This window comes from Phenylobacterium koreense (assembly GCF_040545335.1).
GTDB classification, from domain to species: domain Bacteria; phylum Pseudomonadota; class Alphaproteobacteria; order Caulobacterales; family Caulobacteraceae; genus Phenylobacterium; species Phenylobacterium koreense.
Map to the genome: position 1 here is coordinate 659,321 of NZ_JBEPLU010000001.1, position 16,876 is coordinate 676,196.

A 16,876-nucleotide genomic window follows, 5' to 3' on the forward strand; every position below is an offset into this window, starting at 1 on the left:
CGCCCAGTCGCAGCGCTCGGCATTGTGCTTTGTTCACGGTCGGCGCGAGATCGTAATGCGCCGTCCTTGAGGTTACCTAGTCATGCGCGCGACCGATGAAATCTACAGCTCCCTCCTGGATGGCGATCAGCGCGGCGGGGTCGTGGGCGGCAAACAGAGCCTGACCATCGACCAGGCGGCCTACCACCTGGTTCACGGCGAACCCGGCTGGTCCAGCCAACTGCAGACGCCTGCGACGGTCACCTACGCCTATCGCGCCGATGCGCCGGCGGTCATGCCGGACGGGGTCTCCGGTTTCACGCGCTTCACCACCGCCCAGATCCTCCAGGCCGAGCAGGCCCTGACGAGCTGGTCGGACGTCGCCAACATCACCTTCGTGCGGGTCGGGGCCGGAGCCTCGGGCGAAGGCGCCTATTCCGACCAGGCCACGATCCTGCTGGGGAACTACACGACCGGTCGCGAGACCGCCGCGGCGTTCGCCTATTTCCCCGGATCGACCGCCGCCAGCTCGGCTTCGGGCGACGTCTGGATCAACATCACCAAGGGCACGAACGCCGCGCCCGCCCCGGGCAACTATGGAGCCCTGGTGCTGGTGCACGAGCTCGGCCACACGATCGGCATCGACCATCCCGGAGACTACGACACCGGCGGATCGCCGACCTACGCCGCCGACGCGGCCTATTACGAGGACAGCCGCCAGTACACGGTGATGACCTATTTCGGCGAGGCCAACACCGGCGCCTACTATGGCGGGCGCTACGCCGCGGCCCCGCAGCTCGACGACATCGCCGCGGCTCAGCTCGAATACGGGGCCAACATGTCGACCCGGACGGGCGACACCATCTACGGCTTCCACTCGAACGCCGGGCGGGCCTGGTTCGACATCGCATCGGCGGACGCTCGGCCGGTCTTCGCCGTCTGGGACGCCGGGGGCCGCGACACCCTCGACTTCTCAGGGTTCGCCAACAGCCAGACCATCGACCTGCGCGAGGGCTTCTTTTCGAGCGTCGGCGGGCTGACCGGCAACGTAGCGATCGCCAAGGGCGTCACCATCGAGAATGCGGTGGGCGGCTCGGGCGCAGACGCGATGATCGGCAACGGCGCCGACAACGCCCTGCTGGGCGGGGCCGGCGGCGACACGATCAGGGGCGGCGAGGGCTCGAACTTCCTGCGCGGCGAGGCAGGTGGGGACCTCATCTACGGCGGCGGCGGATTCGACGACATCCATGGCAACATGGGCGGCGACACCGGCTATGGCGGGGCGGGCGACGACTGGGTGGTCGGCGGCCAGAACAACGACCAGATGTTCGGCGAAGCCGGGGCCGACATCGTCTACGGCAACCTGGGCGACGACGTTCTCTACGGCGGCCTGGGTTCCGACACGGTGCGCGGCGGCCAGGATCAGGACCTCGTCTATGGCGAGGACGGCGACGACTGGATCTCGGGCGACCGGGGCGACGACACCATCTGGGGCGGAGCCGGCGCCGATAGCTTCCACACCTGGGGCGACGCCGGCCTCGACCGGATCATGGACTTCAGCCGGGCGCAGGGCGACCGGGTGCTGGTCAGCGAGGCGGCAAGCTTCACCCTCGCCCAGATCGGCGCGGACGTGGTGATCACGATCGGCGCGGGCGCCCAGATGACCCTTGTCAATGTGGACGCCGCGACACTGTCGGACGGCTGGATCGTCTCGGTCTGACGATCCGGCTCAACGCACCTCAGAGCTGGTTGTACTCGCCGCAGCGGCAGCGCACGACGACGTCGCGCAGGTCTTGACGATCATGGGTGGTCAGGACCACCGCCTCGCAGGCGCCGCAGAGGAAGGCAGAGCCGGCTTCGTCGGCCGAAACCTCGGGGCTTTCCACCGCCTGGATGACTTCCCGCCGTCCGACAAACAATCCGGGGAACACTCGAAGGGACGTCATAATCATAAGAACTGCCTCATTCTGACCCCGACTTGGGCCACGGTACTGAGCATATGCAAAACCCAACTACCCTTATTCCGCTGCATCGCAATGAAGTTTATGAGACGCACATCAAAAAGGCGCCGCGGCCGGAGCGGCCGGCGCCGGGAAAGCGGCCGACAGGCGGAACCGGCCGCGCAGCGTCCCGTTTCAGAAACTCCAGCAACCGCGACAGCGCCGGCGCGTGTGGCCTCGCGCCCATGACACGGAGAGCCCCATGACCAACGCTTACGAAACCGAATCCAACGCCCGCGCGGCCGTCCGCGAGGCCGGCGAGACCTTCCGCGACGCCGCGGCCGACGTCGGCGGCGAAACCAAGCGCGCCGCCAAGCGCGCCAAGAACAGCGCGGCCGCCGCCTCGGGCGCGCTGGCCGAAGCGGCGACCACCTTCGCCCGCGACGCCCGCGCCGTGGTCGGCGACAAGGTCGGCAAGGCCAGGGTGCAGGCCGAGCGCCAATACGGCCGCATCAAGGAACAGGCCAAGGTCCGCGCCGAAGAAGCCGACGTGTTCGTGCACGAGCGGCCCTACATCGCCCTGGGAGCGGCAGCTCTCGCGGGCTTCCTGATCGGCCACCTGATGAGCTCCTCGCGCTCGAACGTGGTATACTTGCGGGACGATCGGTAGTCGGAAGGCTACCGGCGCCGATCCTGCTCGCAGGCCAGCCATAGCGCTGGGTGAGGATCAATAATGGACAGGCAGACGCCAGCTCCCCCCTATGAACTGGAGATCGCTCCGGACGGCGAGTTCTGGCGCTACCGAAAGCGCTGGCGCACCGGGGTGAGGCGCTTCCTGCCGTCCTTCTGGCACGCGACGGACGCCGATGGCGTCCGCATCCTGCGACGCGAGCAGCGCCCGGAACGATAAGGGGCTCTTCAGGACGATCTCAGGTGAGCGGCCGCCTCGTCGAGCTTGGCCCGATCGCTGCCGTGCCTGGCGATAAGCTCGCGCGCCTGGTCGGGCGTAATCCCATGCGTCTCCGCGAAACGGACGACATTGAGAGTCTCCCCGGCTGAGGCGCCGCTGCGATCGGCTTCCGGGCGCTTGTCATCGGACATGATCGGCTCCTCCTGCCCCGATGAAGGGTCAGGGACGCAGAAGGTTCCGAGCTTGACGAACCGGGCCATGCGAAGCCTTGATACCGGCGTCGGCCTCGCCACCTGCCCCCAAGGATTCATGAAGCCCACGCGAACCCGCGCCCTCTACGCCGGCTCCTTCGATCCGATCACCCGCGGTCATCTGGACATCGTCGAAAAGGCGCTGAAGACCTTCGACATCGTGCACGTGGCGGTGGGGATCAACCCGCTCAAGACCGGCCTCTTCAGGATCGAGGAGCGACTCGACCTGATCCGCGGGTCCATCCTCGACATGAAGCTGGGCGGGGCGCAGGAAGGCCTGCCCGAGCAGGTGGAAATCGGCTCCTTCGGCGGGACGGAGAGCGTCATCAAGTACGCGCGCCGGATCGGCGCCACCCATGTGGTGCGCGGCCTGCGCCAGTTCTCGGACTTCGACGACGAGTTCCGTTTTCACGGTATCTTCGGACGCCTGGAGCCGGCGATCCCGATGATCCACCTGATCTGCCACGAGACCTTTCTGCACGTCAGCTCCAGCACCGCCAGGGAGCTCGCCAGTCTCGGGGAGGACGTGTCCTGGCTGGTCACGCCCAGCGTCGAGCGAGCCCTGCAGGAGAAGTTCCCGGCGGCCTAAGCCATCCAGCCCGGCTGGGCCGCGGCTTGACGTATCCAGTCGGCCATCAGCTTCTCGTCCAGCGCCTCACCCTCATGGATGTGGAAATAGCGGGTGTTCTCGTCCTTGGACCCGACCGGGGGGAGCGGGTCCAACGACGCGCCCCGGAAGAAGGCCAGCTTGATGTACTTGCTGTAGCAATGAAGGCTGAGGAACCAGCCCTGCCCCTCGACGCCATAGAACGGCGAATTCCATTTGACCGCCTTGCGCACACCCGGAACGACGCGCTCGATCAGGGCGTCCAGCCGGGCGCCGGCCTCGCTCTTCCAGCCCGGCATGGCGGCGATATAGGCCTGGACGGGGGCATCGCCCTCGCCCTTCGGAATCTGCGGATTGCCGCCCGACAGCAGCTTCGGCTCGGAGACCCTGGTCATTGGCTTGCTCGCCGGTATGCTTCGCCCGGAAGGTAGGCGGGCCCATGAAAGACGACACCGCGGCGAAGGGCGAGTCCCCTTCGCAACTGATCGATGCAAGGATCGCCGAACTGGGCGACTGGCGGGGCGCGACGCTGGCGCGGGTCCGCGCGCTCATCAAGGAGGCCGAGCCGGGAGTCGTCGAAGAATGGAAGTGGCGGGGCGTCCCGACCTGGTATCGCGACGGGATGATCTGCACTGGCGAGACCTACAAGAAGGTCGTGAAGCTGACCTTCGCCAAGGGCGCCTCGCTGGAGGACCCCGCCGGCCTCTTCAACTCCAGCCTCGACGGCGCGGTTCGGCGGGCCATCGACATCAGGGAAGGCGAGACGATCGACGAGAACGCCTTCAAGGCGTTGATCCGCGCAGCGGTCGCCCTCAACGCCCGACGCTAGGTCAGAACGCCTTCGATATCTCGACGCCCAGGTCGATCGCCGTGAACCGCGACCGTTCCCGGTTCGAGAAGCGGTTGACGAAGGCGGCCTCCCAGGTGAGCCACAGGCCCTCGCCCAGCTCCCGCTCGGCGAGCAGCACCAGCGCGGCGGTCACGTCGTTGCGCCTGGCGTTGGTCCCGCCGTTGAAGTCGGAAAAGATCAGGTCGCCCTCGATCGTGAGGTCGTAGCCAAGCTGCGGCTCTGCCAGCGTGTGCGCCGCCAGGGCCGCCAGGCGCGTGCGCCGCTCCTCGGGCACGTCGGAGTGCTCGTACTCGGCCGACAACTCCGCATCGATCGGGCCGAGGCTGGCGCTGTAGGTCAGGTTGCTGATCGCCAGATGGAAATCCTTCTCGGAGAAGTCGTCGGCATAGACGCCGAGCATAACGAATTCCGCGGTCAGCGTGCCTGAGCCAAGCGGGCGCTGCGCGTAGACGAAGCCTTCGAGCCGCCCCTCGCCCACCTGGTCGTCGTAGTCCGAGTTGTAGTAGTCGCCATCGATGGCGGCGCCAGCGCCGACGCTCCAGCCCATCAGCGGGACCGGCGTGACCGACACTCCGAGCCCCGGGGTCAGATAGCCCGTTTCGATCCGGTCCGACGGGGTCGTGCCGGCGTTGGTGGTGTAGACCCCGCGCAGCGAGAGATCGAAGGTCACCGGCCGGCCGCGCGCCGCCTCGATGGTCGGCAGCTCGCCGATGTCATGCGGATGCCGGCGCAACGCATCGTCGATGTCATAGCGGCCGGTGGAGTCGGCCTCCTGGGCCTTGGCGGCGCCGGCCAGGGCCACGACGACGGTGGCCATAACCCCGGCGGCGCGGGCCGCCAGACGCAAGATTCTAGAACTCCACCGCATCGCGCTGCAGCGGGCAGGTCAGGCAGTGACCACCGCCCCGCCCTCGGCCCAGCTCGCCACCGGCGAAAGTGATCACCTCGATCCCGGCCTTGCGCAGCAGTGTATTGGTGAAGGTGTTGCGGTCATAGGCATAGACCACGCCGGGCGAGGCGCAGATCAGGTTCGCGCCGCTGTCCCACTGGGTCCGTTCGCGCATGTAGGCCGTGCCGCCGGTCTCGACCACGCGCATCTTCTTCACGCCCAGGGCCTCGCCGACGGTCTCGACGAGCGAGCCTTTGTCCCGGCGAAGATCCAGCTCGCCCGGCTTGCCGCCCGGCCGGTAGGAGTAGGCGTGGATCTGGTTGACGATCTCCGGATAGGTCAGCACGCAGTCGCGGTCGGCGAAGGTGAACACCGTGTCCAGGTGCATGGCCGCGCGCAGCTTGGGCATGGCCGCCACGATCACGCGCTGGGCCGCGCCAGCTTCGAACAGCTTGCGGGCGAGCTGGCCGATGGCCTGGCGCGAGGTGCGCTCGCTCATGCCGATCAGCACGGCGCCGGCGCCGATCGGCATCACGTCCCCGCCCTCGAGCGTGGCCAGCCCCCAGTCCTGCGTCGGGTCGCCCCACCAGACCTTCACCTTGCCGGCGAAGGCCGGATGGAATTTGTAGATTGCCGTGGCGAGGATGGTCTCCTCGTGCCGGGCCGGCCAATAGAGCGGGTTGAGCGTCACCCCGCCATAGATCCAGCAGGTGGTGTCCCGCGTGTAGAGCGTGTTGGGCAGCGGCGGCAGCAGGTACTCGGCCACGCCCGCGGCGTCGCGGATGAGCTGCAGGGCTCGGCCGCCGAGGTCGGCCGGAAACTCCTCGGTGGAGAGGCCGCCGATCAGCACCTCGGCCAGTTCGCGGGCGGGCAGGCCGTCGAGATAGCTGCGGATCTCGTCCAGCAGCTCGACGCCCATCTGGTTGGCGACCACCTGATTGTCGAGGATCCATCTGCGGCCCTCGGGGATGGCCGCCACGGTGGTCAGGAGGTTGTGCATCTCCAGCACCTCGACGCCGCGGTCGCGCAGCTTCTGCATGAAGTCGAAGTGGTCGCGCTTGGCCGCCTCGACCCACAGGACGTCGTCAAACAGCAGGTCGTCGCAATTGCTGGGGGTCAGCCGCTGGTGCGCCCGGCCCGGCGCGCAGACCAGCACCTTTCGCAGTTGGCCGACCTCGGAATGAACGCCGTACTCGCCTGCCATGAGATGCCTCCATTCAGATGGCGATCGTCCCGGAAACCAGGCCGTAGACGCCGTAGGCCGCCCCGGCCACGGCGATCGCCGCCAGCGCCCAGTCGAGGCCGCCGAACACCCGACGTCCCTGCTCGCGCCTGGCCCACAGGTAGAGCAGCGTGCCGGGTGCGTAGAGCACCGCCGACAGCAGCAGGAACTTCAGGCCCCCGGCGAAGATCAGGAAGGCGGTGTAGAGGGTGGCGATGGCGGCGAAGACCAGGTCGCGGCTGCGCTCCTGCGGCCGCGCCTCGTAGGTCGCCCCTCCCCTGGCGAGCTTGAACCCATAGGCCGCCACCAGCAGATAGGGGATCAGGGCCATGGAGCTGGTCAGGCTCAGCATCAGGGCGAAGGCGTCTCGCGACCAGTAGGTGCTGATGACGAACGCCTGGACGACAATGTTGGTCATCCACAGGGCGGCCGCCGGGACCTGGTTCTTGTTCTCGGTCGCGAAGACCTTGGGCATGTCCTGGTTCTTGGCCGCGACGAACAGCACCTCGGCGGCGATCAACGACCAGGCGAGGTACGCCCCCAGCACGGAGATGAGGAGGCCGATGCTGACGAACACCGCGCCCCAGGGCCCGACCACGCTCTCCAGAACGGCGGCCATGGAGGGCTGACGCATGTCGGCGATCTGGGCGCGCGCGAGCACCGCATAGGGCAGCAGGGTGACCAGCACCATCATAGTGGTGACGCCGACGAAGCCGGCGATGGTCGCCTTGCCGACGTCCGACCGCTGCCTGGCGTAGCGGGAATAGACGCTGGCGCCTTCGATCCCCAGGAACACGAACACCGTGACCAGCATGGTCGCGCGCACCTGCTCGAAGAGGCTAGTCTGCGGCATGTCCGCGCCGCCCCAGAAGTTCTGGCTGAACAGGCCGGCCTGGAAGGCGAAGGCGAGGATGACGATGAAAGCCAGGATCGGCAGGACCTTGGCGACCGTGACGATGTTGTTCACGAAGGCCGCGCTCTTCACGCCCCGCAGGATCATGAAGTGAAAGAGCCAGATCCCAACCGAGGCGACCAGGATCGCCGCCACCGTGTTGCCGTCGCCAAAGATCGGGAAGAAGGCGCCCAGCGTCGCCTTGATCAGCACCCAGTACGATACGTTGCCGATGCAGCTTCCGGTCCAGTACCCGAAAGCCGATAGAAAGCCCGGATAATCGCCGAACCCGGCCTTGGCGTAAGCGAAGACCCCTGCGTCGAGGTCGGGCTTACGCTCGGCCAGCGACTGGAAGACCCGGGCGAGCGTGTACATGCCGCCCGCAGCAATGGCCCAGGCGATCAGTGCGCCGACCGGCCCTGTGGCGGCCCCAAAGGTGCGCGGCAGCGAGAAGATGCCCGCTCCGACCATGGAGCCGACCACCATGGCGGTCAGGGTCGGCAGCGACATTTTCTGGACTTGCACGCCGATCCCGCTCCCGCCCCTGAACTTCGCGACGGGGCGCAATCCTTCGTTGTGCTTGCGAGCATCGGGCGCGGCGAGACCCCTGCCCATCGGGTAAACACCTGAGGTCCCCGAGGGAAAGGGGGACTTCCTCAGCCGAACCAGCTCTGCGGCAGGTTCCAGGCCAGCTCGCACCACAGGATCGCGACCAGCAAGTGTATCCCCACGAAGATCCAGCCCGCCCGGCGCAGGCGCGAGACCGCCACGCAGGACAGCACCAGGTCGGCGATCGCGTAGATATGCGGCGGGGTGAACGGGTCGGGCCAGAACCTCAGCACCAGCAGCGTCGCGACCACCGCCGCCACGACGATGACCAGGCGGGCGGCCAGAAGCAGGCGCCAGTTGAACCCGATGAAGGCGCGGCGGACGGGGCGGCTGTCCGTCATTGCGCGCTCGCCGGCGCCTGATCGGCGCAGACCGGGAAATCGCAGGCCCTGCCGCGCCCCGAGGGGCTGAAGCTCCGTAGGCTCACCGCCGACCGCCTCCTTACGTCCGAACGCTCGACCTCCAGAGTTGTCGTCATGACCCGAGAAACAAGGGGGTAGTTTACCTGATAGCGCGCCCGCCGAACGCGGGATTGAGTGGCGGATGCTCGGCGCGATCGAACAGTTCATGGAGAGACACCGACCATGACGAACCTCCATTGGTGCATTCCGACCATCGCTGCGGCGGCGCTGCTTGGCGCCTGCACGCCCCAGCCGTCACCAGGCAGCTTCAGCCGGACCGAGATGATGCGGCCGCAGACGGTCGAGATCGGCACGCTCGAGAGCATCCGGCCCGTCAACATCCGGCCCGGCGAGACCCGGCTCGGCATGGCCACCGGCGCCGTGCTCGGCGGCATCGCCGGCAGTCAGCTCGGCGGCGGGACCGCCGCCAACGTCGCGGGCGGGGTCGCCGGCGCAGTGGCCGGCGGCGCGATCGGCAGCGCCCTGCAGGGCTCGCAGAACACTCCCGGCCTCGAACTGACGGTCAGGCTCGACTCCGGCCGCAGGGTGGCCATCGTCCAGCCCGGCTCGCCCGCGGACTTCCGGGTCGGCGATCGCGTTCGGGTGATCGGCAACGCCGAGAACATGCGCGTCAGCCGATAGAGGCCAACGGGCGCCGAACTAGGCCTGGTCGGCGAAGGCCCCTTCGGCGCGCGCGTCGTCGGGGTCCGGCAGGTCGTCGGTCATTCCACAGAGAAGGTTGACGCCCAACGCCTTGGACAGGCTCACGAGCCCGCTCAGCTCGGGATGCTTCGAGCGCCCGTTGAGCAGGTCGCGCACATAGCACTCGTTTCGGCCGATCTGTCGGGAAGCTTCACGCTCGGAGATATTCAGCTCCGCGAGCCGCTTGCGAATGCGGCCCCGCAGAATCTCCAGGTGGTCGCTCATCCGGCCCTCCAGCCAAACAACGACCGACAGTATCCGACGCGGCCGTGACAGATCGAGCGGACATGTTGTCCGGGGCGGGCAAGGCGCCATAGCCTCGCTGAAAATCAGAGGGGCGAGGCCAATGCACGGACTAGAAAGCGTTTTCGCCAACGCGGCCATTCCTCAGAAGATCGTCCTTGTCCTCCTTCTGGCCGCCCTTCCCGGCGCCGTCGCCGCAGCCACTCTCGCGCTCCGAAGCGGCAAGCGCGATAGCACGTGGCGCCGAATCGTCGCCGATCTCCGAACGATAGGCCCGGCGACGGGCCTGCTCGTCGCCGGCTTGAACACCTTCCACATGGGTCAGACGATCCAGCGCCTGCCTTTCGACCCCGCGCTCAAGCAACTGACCCCGGGAATCTTCGAGGTTTCGATGTTCGTGAGCCTGGGAAGCCTCGTGGGCCTGGTCGCAGCGGCCGCGCTGGCGGCCATCGAACTCCGCCCGCCCCGCACCTAGGGGCGCGGGCAAAAAAGCACCCCGCCGTGCAAAACCCGGCGGGGCGTGAGGGGCGACGTGCTCGACGCCACCCTAGCCGCAAAGCGGCGAAACGCAGCCTAGGAGATGCCCTTAGAGGGCTATCGCGGGGAGGGTGCAATCCACCGACCCGTTCGCGCCCTTCGGTCACGCTCGCGCGTTCCATCTCGAACACGGACAGGAGATGACGATGACCGACACGTTTTCCCAAGGACCGGACCTGGCTATGGGCGTGCCCTCCGGCGACATCCCCGAAGGGGGGATGCTGGCCGGCCACGTCGGCGACAGGGCCGTACTGCTCGCGCGCACGAGCGGCGGCCTTTATGCGGTGGGCGCCGAATGCACCCATTATCACGGCCCCCTGGCCGAGGGACTGATCGTCGGCGACACCGTGCGCTGTCCCTGGCACCACGCCCGCTTCTGCCTGAAGACCGGCGAGGCGCTCGGCGCCCCGGCCATCGATCCCATCGCCTGCTGGACGGTCGAGGAGCGGGACGGCCAGGTCCGGGTGACCTCGCAGGCCGCCGAGACGCCGCGGCCATCTCCGCGCGAAGCGGCGCAAAAGCGCGTGGTGATCATCGGCGGCGGAGCCGCCGGCTTCGCCGCCGCCGAGCGGCTGCGGCGTGACGGCTTTGCAGGCGACATAATCATGTTGAGCGCGGATTCGGACCCGCCCTACGATCGGCCCAACTGCTCGAAGGACTATCTGGCCGGCAAGGCGCCGCAGGAGTGGATGCCGCTTCGAGACGCCGGCTTCTATGCGCAGAACCGGATCGACCTGCGGCTCGGCGCCCAGGTCGAGCGCTTCGATCCGGCGGCCAGGACGGTGCTGGTCAAGGGCGGCGAGACCCTGGCGTACGACACCCTGATCCTCGCCACCGGAGCCGAGCCTCAACGGCCACCCATTCCCGGCCTGGATGGTCCCGACGTCTATCTCCTGCGCACGCTCAAGGACGCCGACACGATCATCGCGGCGGCGGAACGGGCGAAAGGAGCGGCGGTGATCGGGGCGAGCTTCATCGGGCTCGAAGTCGCCGCGTCGCTCAGGCAGCGGGGGCTGGAGGTCCATGTCGTGGCGCCCGAGAGCGTTCCGCTCGAAAAGGTCATGGGCGGCGAGCTCGGCGCCTGGGTGAAGGGCGTGCACGAGGCCGAGGGCGTCGTCTTTCATCTGGGCCGCAAGGTGCTGGGTTATGCAGGCGGCCAGGTGACGATGGATCAGGGCGAGCCGATCCGCGCCGATTTCGTGGTGGTGGGCGCCGGCGTGCGGCCGCGCGTCGCCCTGGCCGAGGCCGCCGGGCTCAAGGTCGACAACGGCGTGGTCGTGGACGATCGCCTCAGGACCAGCGCCGACGGAGTCTATGCGGTCGGCGATATCGCCCGCTATCCGGACCCGGTCTCGGGCGATCTTGTCCGCATCGAGCACTGGGTCCACGCCGAGCGCCAGGGACAGCACGTGGCGCGGCTGATCCTCGGCGAGGACGCCCCGTTCGACGATCCGCCCTTCTTCTGGTCCCACCACTACGACAAGGGCGTCAACTATTCGGGCCACGCCGAAGGGTTCGATCCGCCCGAAATCGACGGCTCACTGGCTCGGGAGGATGCGATCGTCCGCTTCAGGCGCGGCGGCAAGCTCCTCGCCGTCGCCACCGTGAACCGGGACCTGGACAGCCTGAAGGCCGAAGAGGCGTTCGAAAAGGGCTGATGCAAGACGCCGCCCACGGCGACCGTGGTGCGCGACCTCTTGCTTGGCTGCCTGCGGGCGCACGCGGAGGTTCTGAGCGAGCCCGCGCCAGGTGTCTACCTGACGGGCGCTCCGGAAGGCGCCCTGGAGCTCACCGCAGTCAGCGCCGTCGCCTGGGCGCGCCACGCCTTCAAGATCAAGAGCGAGCTGCCGGTGGTGCGGCCAAGGAGGGGACATAGACCGGTGGCTCCGGCGCCGGCCAGTCGGTGATTTGCCGGCCGGCTAAGGAGAACGGCTGCATCGTTCGCCTCGGCGTGGACGATGCGCACGCGGTATCCTTGAGGCTGGATAGCAGGGTTTGGAAGATCGCTTACGGACCCAGATCCGAACCCCCGCCCATCGCAGGAAGCTGGCGGCCGGACGGGTGAAGCGCTCGCCTGCCGTTTCGTTGACCGCAGGATGAAATCGGAAAAAATCCTGCGTTCGCCATCGCCGTCGCGTCCGATTGACACGGCGCGCCAGATCCCTGTCAGTCGGCCGTCATCTCCGCTCGCAGCCAATCCTCGACGGTGACCGTGCCCAGGCGCGGATTGGGGCCCGGCCTCAGGGACCGGTCATCAAGCACCGCGCCGAAATAGGGCGCATCCGGGTCAGCCACGATGATGCGAGGATCACCCTTGGCGCTCAGGTACTCCTCGGCGAACCGATTGATGGGCAGGGCCTGCGGCCCGGCGATCTCGGTCGTGTCATTGAGCGGCGGGCCGAGGGTGATTTCCGCCAGGGCCGCGACCACGTCATCGGCGTCGATCGGCTGCACCAGGGCCGAGGATAGATGGAGCTGCTGGCCAGCGCCGGCCGACTTGATGATCCCCGCGATAAACGGGAAGAACTGGGTCGATCGCAGGATCGTATAGGGGATCGGGGACGCCTTGATCAGCGCCTCCTGGGCGATCTTGGCCCGCATATAGCCGCTGTTGGCGAGGCGGTCGGCGCCGACCACAGAGAGTGCAACGTGGTGGCCGACGCCAGCGGCCAACTCCGCCGCCAGCAGAATCCGGCCCGAAGTCTCGAAGAACGCCATGACGGCGTCGTCCTCAAACGAAGGCGAATTGGACAGGTCGACAACGACCTGGGCGCCGGCGAGCACTTCGGCGACACCTTCACCGGTGAGCGTGTTCACCCCCGTATTCGGGGCCGCCGGGACCGCTTCATGCCCGAGGTGTTTGAGCTTCGTCACTAATCGGGAACCGATAAGGCCCGTGCCGCCGATCACAACGATCTTCATTGGGTTCTCCTCCGTTTGATAGGCGTCCGAACGCTAGGGGCGAGGCGTCGGGCGGCATATCGAACTTGAGGTTAGGCGGACCGCGAGCGGAGCATGCCGGGGGGCGATCCCAATTCCGCCAGCGGCGAGGGGTTCCTGGACCTGCGTGCAGGTCCAGCTAGACCAAGGCATAGGGTCAAGCCGGCCGTAGCGGGGCGATGCGACGCCGGCTTCATACCAAGGCGATAGATGCGATGCGCTCGGGCACGGTGGCCCGTTTCGGTGCAAGGCCGTCAAGCTGCGGGGTGTCTTCAACCTGACCAAGGACCTCCATCATGACGCCCCGTTTCAACGCCTTCAAAGTTTCTCCCGATCTGACGAAGGCCCTGCTCGACGTCGAAGCCGTGCTCGAAGGCAGCGGCCTCGAGCATAGCCTCGCCGAGTTGGTTCGCCTGCGCGCCTCGCAGATCAACGGCTGCGCCTTCTGCATCCACATGCACGTCACCGATGCCCGGGCCCACGGCGAGGACGGCATGCGCATCGCCATGCTCGACGCCTGGCGAGAGTCGCCCCTCTTCACCGATCGCGAGCGCGCAGCGCTTGCTTGGACCGAGTCCCTGACGCGCATCGCCAAGACCCACGCGCCGGACGCCGAATACGAGCTCGCAAAGAGCCAGTTCAGCGAAAGCGAAATCGTCGCCCTCACCGTCCTGATCGGCCAGATCAACACCTGGAACCGCCTGCAGATCGCCGGCCGCGCCGTGCATCCAGTCCAACCGGCCAAGAGCGCGGCTGCCTAACTCGCACCCCGGAGCGGCGCCTCTCCCTGGTTGAGGCGTCCGTTCGCCACGAGCCTAACGGCGATTTCGAAGGGAGCCCTAGATGCTCAAGTCCATCTGCCTTGGAGCCGCCGTCCTTCTGGGCTTGGCAGCGCTTGCGAACGGCGTCTTCATGCTGGCCTCTCCTGAAGGATGGTACTTCGCAGTTCCCGGCGTCACGACCACGGGCCCCTTCAACCAGCATTTCATCCGCGATATCGGCCTCATCTTCCTGCTGCTGGGCGGCGGCCTTCTCCTCGGCGCAGCGCAGCGCCGCTTCCGGGTCCTGCTCTGGAGCGCGGCGGGCCTTTGGCTTTCGGGCCATGCGCTGTTCCACTTCTGGGAGGTCGCCGTCGGCATCTGCTCGGCCTCGGTCATCCCTCGCGACTTTCCGGCGGTCACCTTTCCGGCCCTGCTCACCGTGCTGCTGGCGCTCTGGGCCGCGCGCGAGGCCCGCAACGGATGACCTGCGGCCACGACCCCACATCCGACGGCGCCCCGCCCCGTCCAATCGACGGTCGCGGCCGGGCCAATCCGTCCGGCGCACGTCCGGAGCTCCACATGCAGGGGTGGAGATACGCCGCGCCCTCGATAGGATCGGCCGTGGCGCCCGAAGGCCTGCCTGGCTCGGCCGGGATCGTTCATGACCTTGGCAATCTGATCCAGATCGCCGCCTCGGCCGTGAACATCATCGGCCGGAACTCTCGAACCTGGCGCGACCCTTCGCTCGAGCCGGCGCTCGCGAGGGCCAGGACCGCCCTCGAGCGCGCCAGCGACCTGGTGCGTCAGACCGCGAGCGCCATCCGTGTCCCCGACGTGCAGATGCGCGCCACGACCGAACTCCAGCACCTGCCTTCGTGCCTGGCGGAAATCGACGGCCTGATCCGGTGGGTATGCGACCCTGACATCACGCTTTCGATTGACGCGCCAGATGACCTTCCCCCGATCTGCTGCAACCGCATCGAACTCCAGAGCGCGGTGCTGAACCTGGCGATTAACGCCCGTGACGCGATGCCCGAAGGCGGCGCGCTCGCGATCCGAGCGCGCGAGGCGACCGGCGGCGCCGCTCTCGAACTGAGCATCACTGACAACGGCCAGGGCATGTCCCCCAGCGTCCTCGCCCAGGCCTTCAGGCCCTACTTCACCACCAAGCCGGAGGGCCGGGGCTCTGGCCTTGGCCTGGCGATGGTCAAACGGTTCGCCCAGGAGGCGAACGGCGAGGTGGAGATCACCAGCGCCCCCGGCCGGGGCGCGCGCGTGACCTTGCGCCTCCCCACAGCGCGCTTCGGCTCCTCGGCTCACGACGCTTCCAACACCCGCAGATGATGGATGTCAGCCATGTCACACCCGACCTCAGACGAATCTTGGCAGGCGGCCACTGTTGATCGCCTGCCCCTTCCGCCAGCGCTCAAGGATGTAGAGCGCGAGGCCGTCGCCTATGATGTCGTCATCGTCGGGGCCGGACCGTCCGGCCTGGCGGCGGCCATCAGGCTGAAGCAGTTGGCCCGGGCCGATGGGGCCGAAATTTCGGTGGCGGTCCTCGAGAAGTCCGCGGAAGTCGGCGGCCATATCATCGCCGGGGCCGTGATCGATCCGCGCGCGCTGAACGAGCTCATCCCAGATTGGCGCGAGAAGGGGGCGCCGCTGCCGACGCCGGTGAGCAAGGACGAGTTCCTGCTGCTGGGCCCTCGAGGCAGCTTGCCGCTTCCCATGTTCGCCCTGCCTCCCCTGATGCACAACAAGGGCTGCTTTGTCGCATCACTGGCCGACGTGACACGGTGGCTCGGGCGCGAGGCCGAGGCGCTGGGGGTCGAGATCTATCCGGGCATGGCGGCGAGCCAAGTCATCTGGGACGCCGGCAAGGTCAGCGGGGTGGTGGCCGGCGTGTTCGGAGTCGGCCGCGACGGTCAGCCGACCGCGGCCTTTCAGCCGGGCATCGAGATGCGCGGCAAGTACGTGCTCATCGCCGAAGGGGCCCGCGGGGCCCTCGCGAAGGCGATCATGGCCCGCTACGACCTAGCTCGTGACGCCGAGCCGCAACTCTTCGGCCTGGGGATCAAGGAGCTGTGGCAGGTCCCCGCCGAACGCCACAGGCCGGGACTCGTGCAGCACACCACCGGCTGGCCGCTGGGCCAGTTCACTGGCGGCGGGAGCTTTCTCTACCACTTCGGAGACCGGTTCGTCTCGGTGGGCTATGTCGTGCACCTCAACTACCGCAACCCGTTCCTGTCCCCTTTCGACGAGTTTCAGCGATTCAAGCACCACCCAGCGATCGCACCTCATCTGCAGGGAGGCGAACGCATCGCCTACGGCGCCCGGGCGATAACCGAAGGCGGGCCGCAATCGACACCCAAGCTCACCTTCCCCGGCGGCGCATTGATCGGTTGCTCGGCGGGCTTTGTGAACGTGCCCCGCATCAAGGGCAGCCACAACGCCATGAAGACTGGCATGCTGGCCGCGGAGGCGGCCTTCGAGGCGATCGCAGCGGGCCGCGCGGGGGACAGCCTCGACGCGTACCAACTCGCCTATGAGCAAAGCTGGGTCCATGCCGAGTTGCAGCGGGTTCGCAACGCCAAGCCCCTGCTCGGCCGTTACGGAACGCTCCTGGGCGGCACGCTCGGCGTCTTCGACATGTGGTTCCAGACGCTGTTCGGAAACCGGTCGCTGTTCGGCACGCTTTCGCACCGCAAGACCGACGCGGCGGCGACCGAGCCTGCCGCCCGGCACAAGCCTATCGCCTACCCGAGGCCAGATGGCGTGCTCTCATTCGACAAGCCTTCGTCGGTCTTCCTGTCGAACACAGCCCACGTCGAGAACCAGCCTGCCCACCTGCGGCTCCTGGACCCGTCGGTCCCGATCTCCACGAACCTGCCGATCTATGGGGAGCCGGCCCGGCTCTATTGCCCGGCCGGCGTCTACGAGGTGCTCTATGACTCGGACGGCGCGAACCCGCGCTTCCAGATCAACGCGCAGAACTGCGTGCACTGCAAGACCTGCGACATCAAGGATCCGGCCCAGAATATCGTCTGGACGCCGCCGGAGGGCGGCGGCGGTCCGAACTATCCGAACATGTGAGCCGCCTAGAGCACGATGCGATCAGACGGAATCGTCTGATCGCTGACTCA

General features: G+C 67.6%; 22 protein-coding genes. 13 read left to right on the top strand and 9 right to left on the bottom strand.

Annotation, left to right across the window (positions count from 1 at the left end):
• The first annotated feature begins 82 nt into the window (after positions 1 to 82).
• Positions 83 to 1,699: a M10 family metallopeptidase C-terminal domain-containing protein gene (locus ABID41_RS03175; protein ID WP_331930297.1), complete on the top strand. Its 1,617-nt coding sequence runs from the start codon at positions 83 to 85 to the stop codon at positions 1,697 to 1,699.
• A gap of 19 nt (positions 1,700 to 1,718) precedes the next feature.
• Here the strand turns inward: ABID41_RS03175 and ABID41_RS03180 are convergent, their stop codons facing one another.
• Positions 1,719 to 1,925, bottom strand: coding sequence for a hypothetical protein (locus ABID41_RS03180; protein WP_331930299.1), 207 nt, complete (start codon positions 1,923 to 1,925; stop codon positions 1,719 to 1,721).
• 256 nt (positions 1,926 to 2,181) lie between these two features.
• Between ABID41_RS03180 and ABID41_RS03185 the strand changes: the two genes are divergently transcribed.
• Positions 2,182 to 2,589 (top strand): hypothetical protein, encoded by a 408-nt coding sequence (locus tag ABID41_RS03185; RefSeq protein WP_354297177.1) that lies wholly within the window; start codon positions 2,182 to 2,184, stop codon positions 2,587 to 2,589.
• 63 nt (positions 2,590 to 2,652) lie between these two features.
• Positions 2,653 to 2,829, top strand: coding sequence for a hypothetical protein (locus ABID41_RS03190; RefSeq protein WP_331932980.1), 177 nt, complete (start codon positions 2,653 to 2,655; stop codon positions 2,827 to 2,829).
• A gap of 8 nt (positions 2,830 to 2,837) precedes the next feature.
• Here the strand turns inward: ABID41_RS03190 and ABID41_RS03195 are convergent, their stop codons facing one another.
• Positions 2,838 to 3,020, bottom strand: coding sequence for a hypothetical protein (locus ABID41_RS03195; protein ID WP_331932981.1), 183 nt, complete (start codon positions 3,018 to 3,020; stop codon positions 2,838 to 2,840).
• A 118-nt stretch (positions 3,021 to 3,138) separates the two neighbouring features.
• Here ABID41_RS03195 and coaD point away from each other — a divergent pair, with 118 nt between their 5' ends.
• Positions 3,139 to 3,669 (top strand): pantetheine-phosphate adenylyltransferase, encoded by a 531-nt coding sequence (gene coaD, locus ABID41_RS03200; RefSeq protein ID WP_331932982.1) that lies wholly within the window; start codon positions 3,139 to 3,141, stop codon positions 3,667 to 3,669.
• Here coaD and ABID41_RS03205 read toward each other — a convergent pair.
• Positions 3,666 to 4,082: a DUF1801 domain-containing protein gene (locus ABID41_RS03205; protein WP_331932983.1), complete on the bottom strand. Its 417-nt coding sequence runs from the start codon at positions 4,080 to 4,082 to the stop codon at positions 3,666 to 3,668. The genes coaD and ABID41_RS03205 overlap by 4 nt on opposite strands.
• A 44-nt stretch (positions 4,083 to 4,126) precedes the next feature.
• Between ABID41_RS03205 and ABID41_RS03210 the strand changes: the two genes are divergently transcribed.
• Entirely contained in the window at positions 4,127 to 4,516 is a 390-nt protein-coding gene (locus tag ABID41_RS03210) for a DUF1801 domain-containing protein (protein WP_331932984.1), read from the top strand.
• A gap of 1 nt (position 4,517) precedes the next feature.
• Here the strand turns inward: ABID41_RS03210 and ABID41_RS03215 are convergent, their stop codons facing one another.
• The 4 genes from ABID41_RS03215 to ABID41_RS03230 all read right to left on the bottom strand — a co-directional run bounded on the left by ABID41_RS03215 (position 4,518) and on the right by ABID41_RS03230 (position 8,490).
• Positions 4,518 to 5,384 (bottom strand): cupredoxin domain-containing protein, encoded by an 867-nt coding sequence (locus tag ABID41_RS03215; RefSeq protein WP_331932985.1) that lies wholly within the window; start codon positions 5,382 to 5,384, stop codon positions 4,518 to 4,520.
• 4 nt (positions 5,385 to 5,388) lie between these two features.
• On the bottom strand, positions 5,389 to 6,630 hold the full coding sequence (locus tag ABID41_RS03220) for an arginine deiminase (protein ID WP_331932986.1): 1,242 nt from the start codon (positions 6,628 to 6,630) through the stop codon (positions 5,389 to 5,391).
• 13 nt (positions 6,631 to 6,643) lie between these two features.
• Complete coding sequence (locus ABID41_RS03225; RefSeq protein WP_331932987.1) at positions 6,644 to 8,065, bottom strand: basic amino acid/polyamine antiporter; 1,422 nt, start codon at positions 8,063 to 8,065, stop codon at positions 6,644 to 6,646.
• Between the two features lie 131 nt (positions 8,066 to 8,196).
• On the bottom strand, positions 8,197 to 8,490 hold the full coding sequence (locus ABID41_RS03230; RefSeq protein ID WP_331932988.1) for a hypothetical protein: 294 nt from the start codon (positions 8,488 to 8,490) through the stop codon (positions 8,197 to 8,199).
• Positions 8,491 to 8,733: 243 nt separating this feature from the next.
• Here ABID41_RS03230 and ABID41_RS03235 point away from each other — a divergent pair, with 243 nt between their 5' ends.
• Complete coding sequence (locus ABID41_RS03235; RefSeq protein ID WP_354297178.1) at positions 8,734 to 9,192, top strand: outer membrane lipoprotein; 459 nt, start codon at positions 8,734 to 8,736, stop codon at positions 9,190 to 9,192.
• 18 nt (positions 9,193 to 9,210) lie between these two features.
• Here ABID41_RS03235 and ABID41_RS03240 read toward each other — a convergent pair whose 3' ends face one another.
• A complete protein-coding gene (locus ABID41_RS03240; RefSeq protein WP_331928845.1) occupies positions 9,211 to 9,477 on the bottom strand; it encodes a helix-turn-helix transcriptional regulator in 267 nt (88 codons plus the stop codon).
• Between the two features lie 121 nt (positions 9,478 to 9,598).
• Here ABID41_RS03240 and ABID41_RS03245 point away from each other — a divergent pair, with 121 nt between their 5' ends.
• The 3 genes from ABID41_RS03245 to ABID41_RS03255 all read left to right on the top strand — a co-directional run bounded on the left by ABID41_RS03245 (position 9,599) and on the right by ABID41_RS03255 (position 11,939).
• Positions 9,599 to 9,970: a hypothetical protein gene (locus ABID41_RS03245; RefSeq protein WP_331928843.1), complete on the top strand. Its 372-nt coding sequence runs from the start codon at positions 9,599 to 9,601 to the stop codon at positions 9,968 to 9,970.
• Between the two features lie 208 nt (positions 9,971 to 10,178).
• Complete coding sequence (locus ABID41_RS03250) at positions 10,179 to 11,690, top strand: FAD-dependent oxidoreductase (RefSeq protein WP_331928841.1); 1,512 nt, start codon at positions 10,179 to 10,181, stop codon at positions 11,688 to 11,690.
• 27 nt (positions 11,691 to 11,717) lie between these two features.
• A complete protein-coding gene (locus ABID41_RS03255; protein WP_331928840.1) occupies positions 11,718 to 11,939 on the top strand; it encodes a hypothetical protein in 222 nt (73 codons plus the stop codon).
• A 259-nt stretch (positions 11,940 to 12,198) separates the two neighbouring features.
• On the opposite strand, the gene ABID41_RS03260 is transcribed toward ABID41_RS03255, so the two are convergent.
• Positions 12,199 to 12,954, bottom strand: a complete 756-nt coding sequence (locus tag ABID41_RS03260) for an SDR family oxidoreductase (RefSeq protein ID WP_331928838.1) — start codon at positions 12,952 to 12,954, stop codon at positions 12,199 to 12,201.
• A gap of 314 nt (positions 12,955 to 13,268) precedes the next feature.
• Here ABID41_RS03260 and ABID41_RS03265 point away from each other — a divergent pair, with 314 nt between their 5' ends.
• The 4 genes from ABID41_RS03265 (at position 13,269) to ABID41_RS03280 (ending at position 16,826) form a co-directional block, all read left to right on the top strand.
• Positions 13,269 to 13,733 carry a carboxymuconolactone decarboxylase family protein gene (locus tag ABID41_RS03265; protein WP_331928837.1) on the top strand — a complete coding sequence of 155 codons (465 nt, stop codon included), beginning with the start codon at positions 13,269 to 13,271 and terminating at the stop codon, positions 13,731 to 13,733.
• A gap of 82 nt (positions 13,734 to 13,815) precedes the next feature.
• Positions 13,816 to 14,217: a hypothetical protein gene (locus ABID41_RS03270; RefSeq protein WP_331928835.1), complete on the top strand. Its 402-nt coding sequence runs from the start codon at positions 13,816 to 13,818 to the stop codon at positions 14,215 to 14,217.
• A 95-nt stretch (positions 14,218 to 14,312) separates the two neighbouring features.
• Complete coding sequence (locus ABID41_RS03275; RefSeq protein ID WP_331928833.1) at positions 14,313 to 15,077, top strand: sensor histidine kinase; 765 nt, start codon at positions 14,313 to 14,315, stop codon at positions 15,075 to 15,077.
• A gap of 12 nt (positions 15,078 to 15,089) precedes the next feature.
• The gene (locus ABID41_RS03280) at positions 15,090 to 16,826 is read left to right on the top strand and encodes an electron transfer flavoprotein-ubiquinone oxidoreductase (RefSeq protein WP_331928831.1); all 1,737 of its coding nucleotides are present in this window, start codon (positions 15,090 to 15,092) and stop codon (positions 16,824 to 16,826) included.
• Positions 16,827 to 16,876: the final 50 nt, after the last annotated feature.

Bases quoted from the DNA above. Each gene is read 5' to 3' on its own strand.
- ABID41_RS03175 (WP_331930297.1), top strand. From the start codon at position 83: ATGCGCGCGACCGATGAAATCTACAGCTCCCTCCTGGATGGCGATCAG.
- ABID41_RS03180 (WP_331930299.1), bottom strand. From the start codon at position 1,925: ATGACGTCCCTTCGAGTGTTCCCCGGATTGTTTGTCGGACGGCGGGAA.
- ABID41_RS03185 (WP_354297177.1), top strand. From the start codon at position 2,182: ATGACCAACGCTTACGAAACCGAATCCAACGCCCGCGCGGCCGTCCGC.
- ABID41_RS03190 (WP_331932980.1), top strand. From the start codon at position 2,653: ATGGACAGGCAGACGCCAGCTCCCCCCTATGAACTGGAGATCGCTCCG.
- ABID41_RS03195 (WP_331932981.1), bottom strand. From the start codon at position 3,020: ATGTCCGATGACAAGCGCCCGGAAGCCGATCGCAGCGGCGCCTCAGCC.
- coaD (WP_331932982.1), top strand. From the start codon at position 3,139: ATGAAGCCCACGCGAACCCGCGCCCTCTACGCCGGCTCCTTCGATCCG.
- ABID41_RS03205 (WP_331932983.1), bottom strand. From the start codon at position 4,082: ATGACCAGGGTCTCCGAGCCGAAGCTGCTGTCGGGCGGCAATCCGCAG.
- ABID41_RS03210 (WP_331932984.1), top strand. From the start codon at position 4,127: ATGAAAGACGACACCGCGGCGAAGGGCGAGTCCCCTTCGCAACTGATC.
- ABID41_RS03220 (WP_331932986.1), bottom strand. From the start codon at position 6,630: ATGGCAGGCGAGTACGGCGTTCATTCCGAGGTCGGCCAACTGCGAAAG.
- ABID41_RS03230 (WP_331932988.1), bottom strand. From the start codon at position 8,490: ATGACGGACAGCCGCCCCGTCCGCCGCGCCTTCATCGGGTTCAACTGG.
- ABID41_RS03235 (WP_354297178.1), top strand. From the start codon at position 8,734: ATGACGAACCTCCATTGGTGCATTCCGACCATCGCTGCGGCGGCGCTG.
- ABID41_RS03240 (WP_331928845.1), bottom strand. From the start codon at position 9,477: ATGAGCGACCACCTGGAGATTCTGCGGGGCCGCATTCGCAAGCGGCTC.
- ABID41_RS03245 (WP_331928843.1), top strand. From the start codon at position 9,599: ATGCACGGACTAGAAAGCGTTTTCGCCAACGCGGCCATTCCTCAGAAG.
- ABID41_RS03250 (WP_331928841.1), top strand. From the start codon at position 10,179: ATGACCGACACGTTTTCCCAAGGACCGGACCTGGCTATGGGCGTGCCC.
- ABID41_RS03260 (WP_331928838.1), bottom strand. From the start codon at position 12,954: ATGAAGATCGTTGTGATCGGCGGCACGGGCCTTATCGGTTCCCGATTA.
- ABID41_RS03265 (WP_331928837.1), top strand. From the start codon at position 13,269: ATGACGCCCCGTTTCAACGCCTTCAAAGTTTCTCCCGATCTGACGAAG.
- ABID41_RS03270 (WP_331928835.1), top strand. From the start codon at position 13,816: ATGCTCAAGTCCATCTGCCTTGGAGCCGCCGTCCTTCTGGGCTTGGCA.
- ABID41_RS03275 (WP_331928833.1), top strand. From the start codon at position 14,313: ATGCAGGGGTGGAGATACGCCGCGCCCTCGATAGGATCGGCCGTGGCG.
- ABID41_RS03280 (WP_331928831.1), top strand. From the start codon at position 15,090: ATGTCACACCCGACCTCAGACGAATCTTGGCAGGCGGCCACTGTTGAT.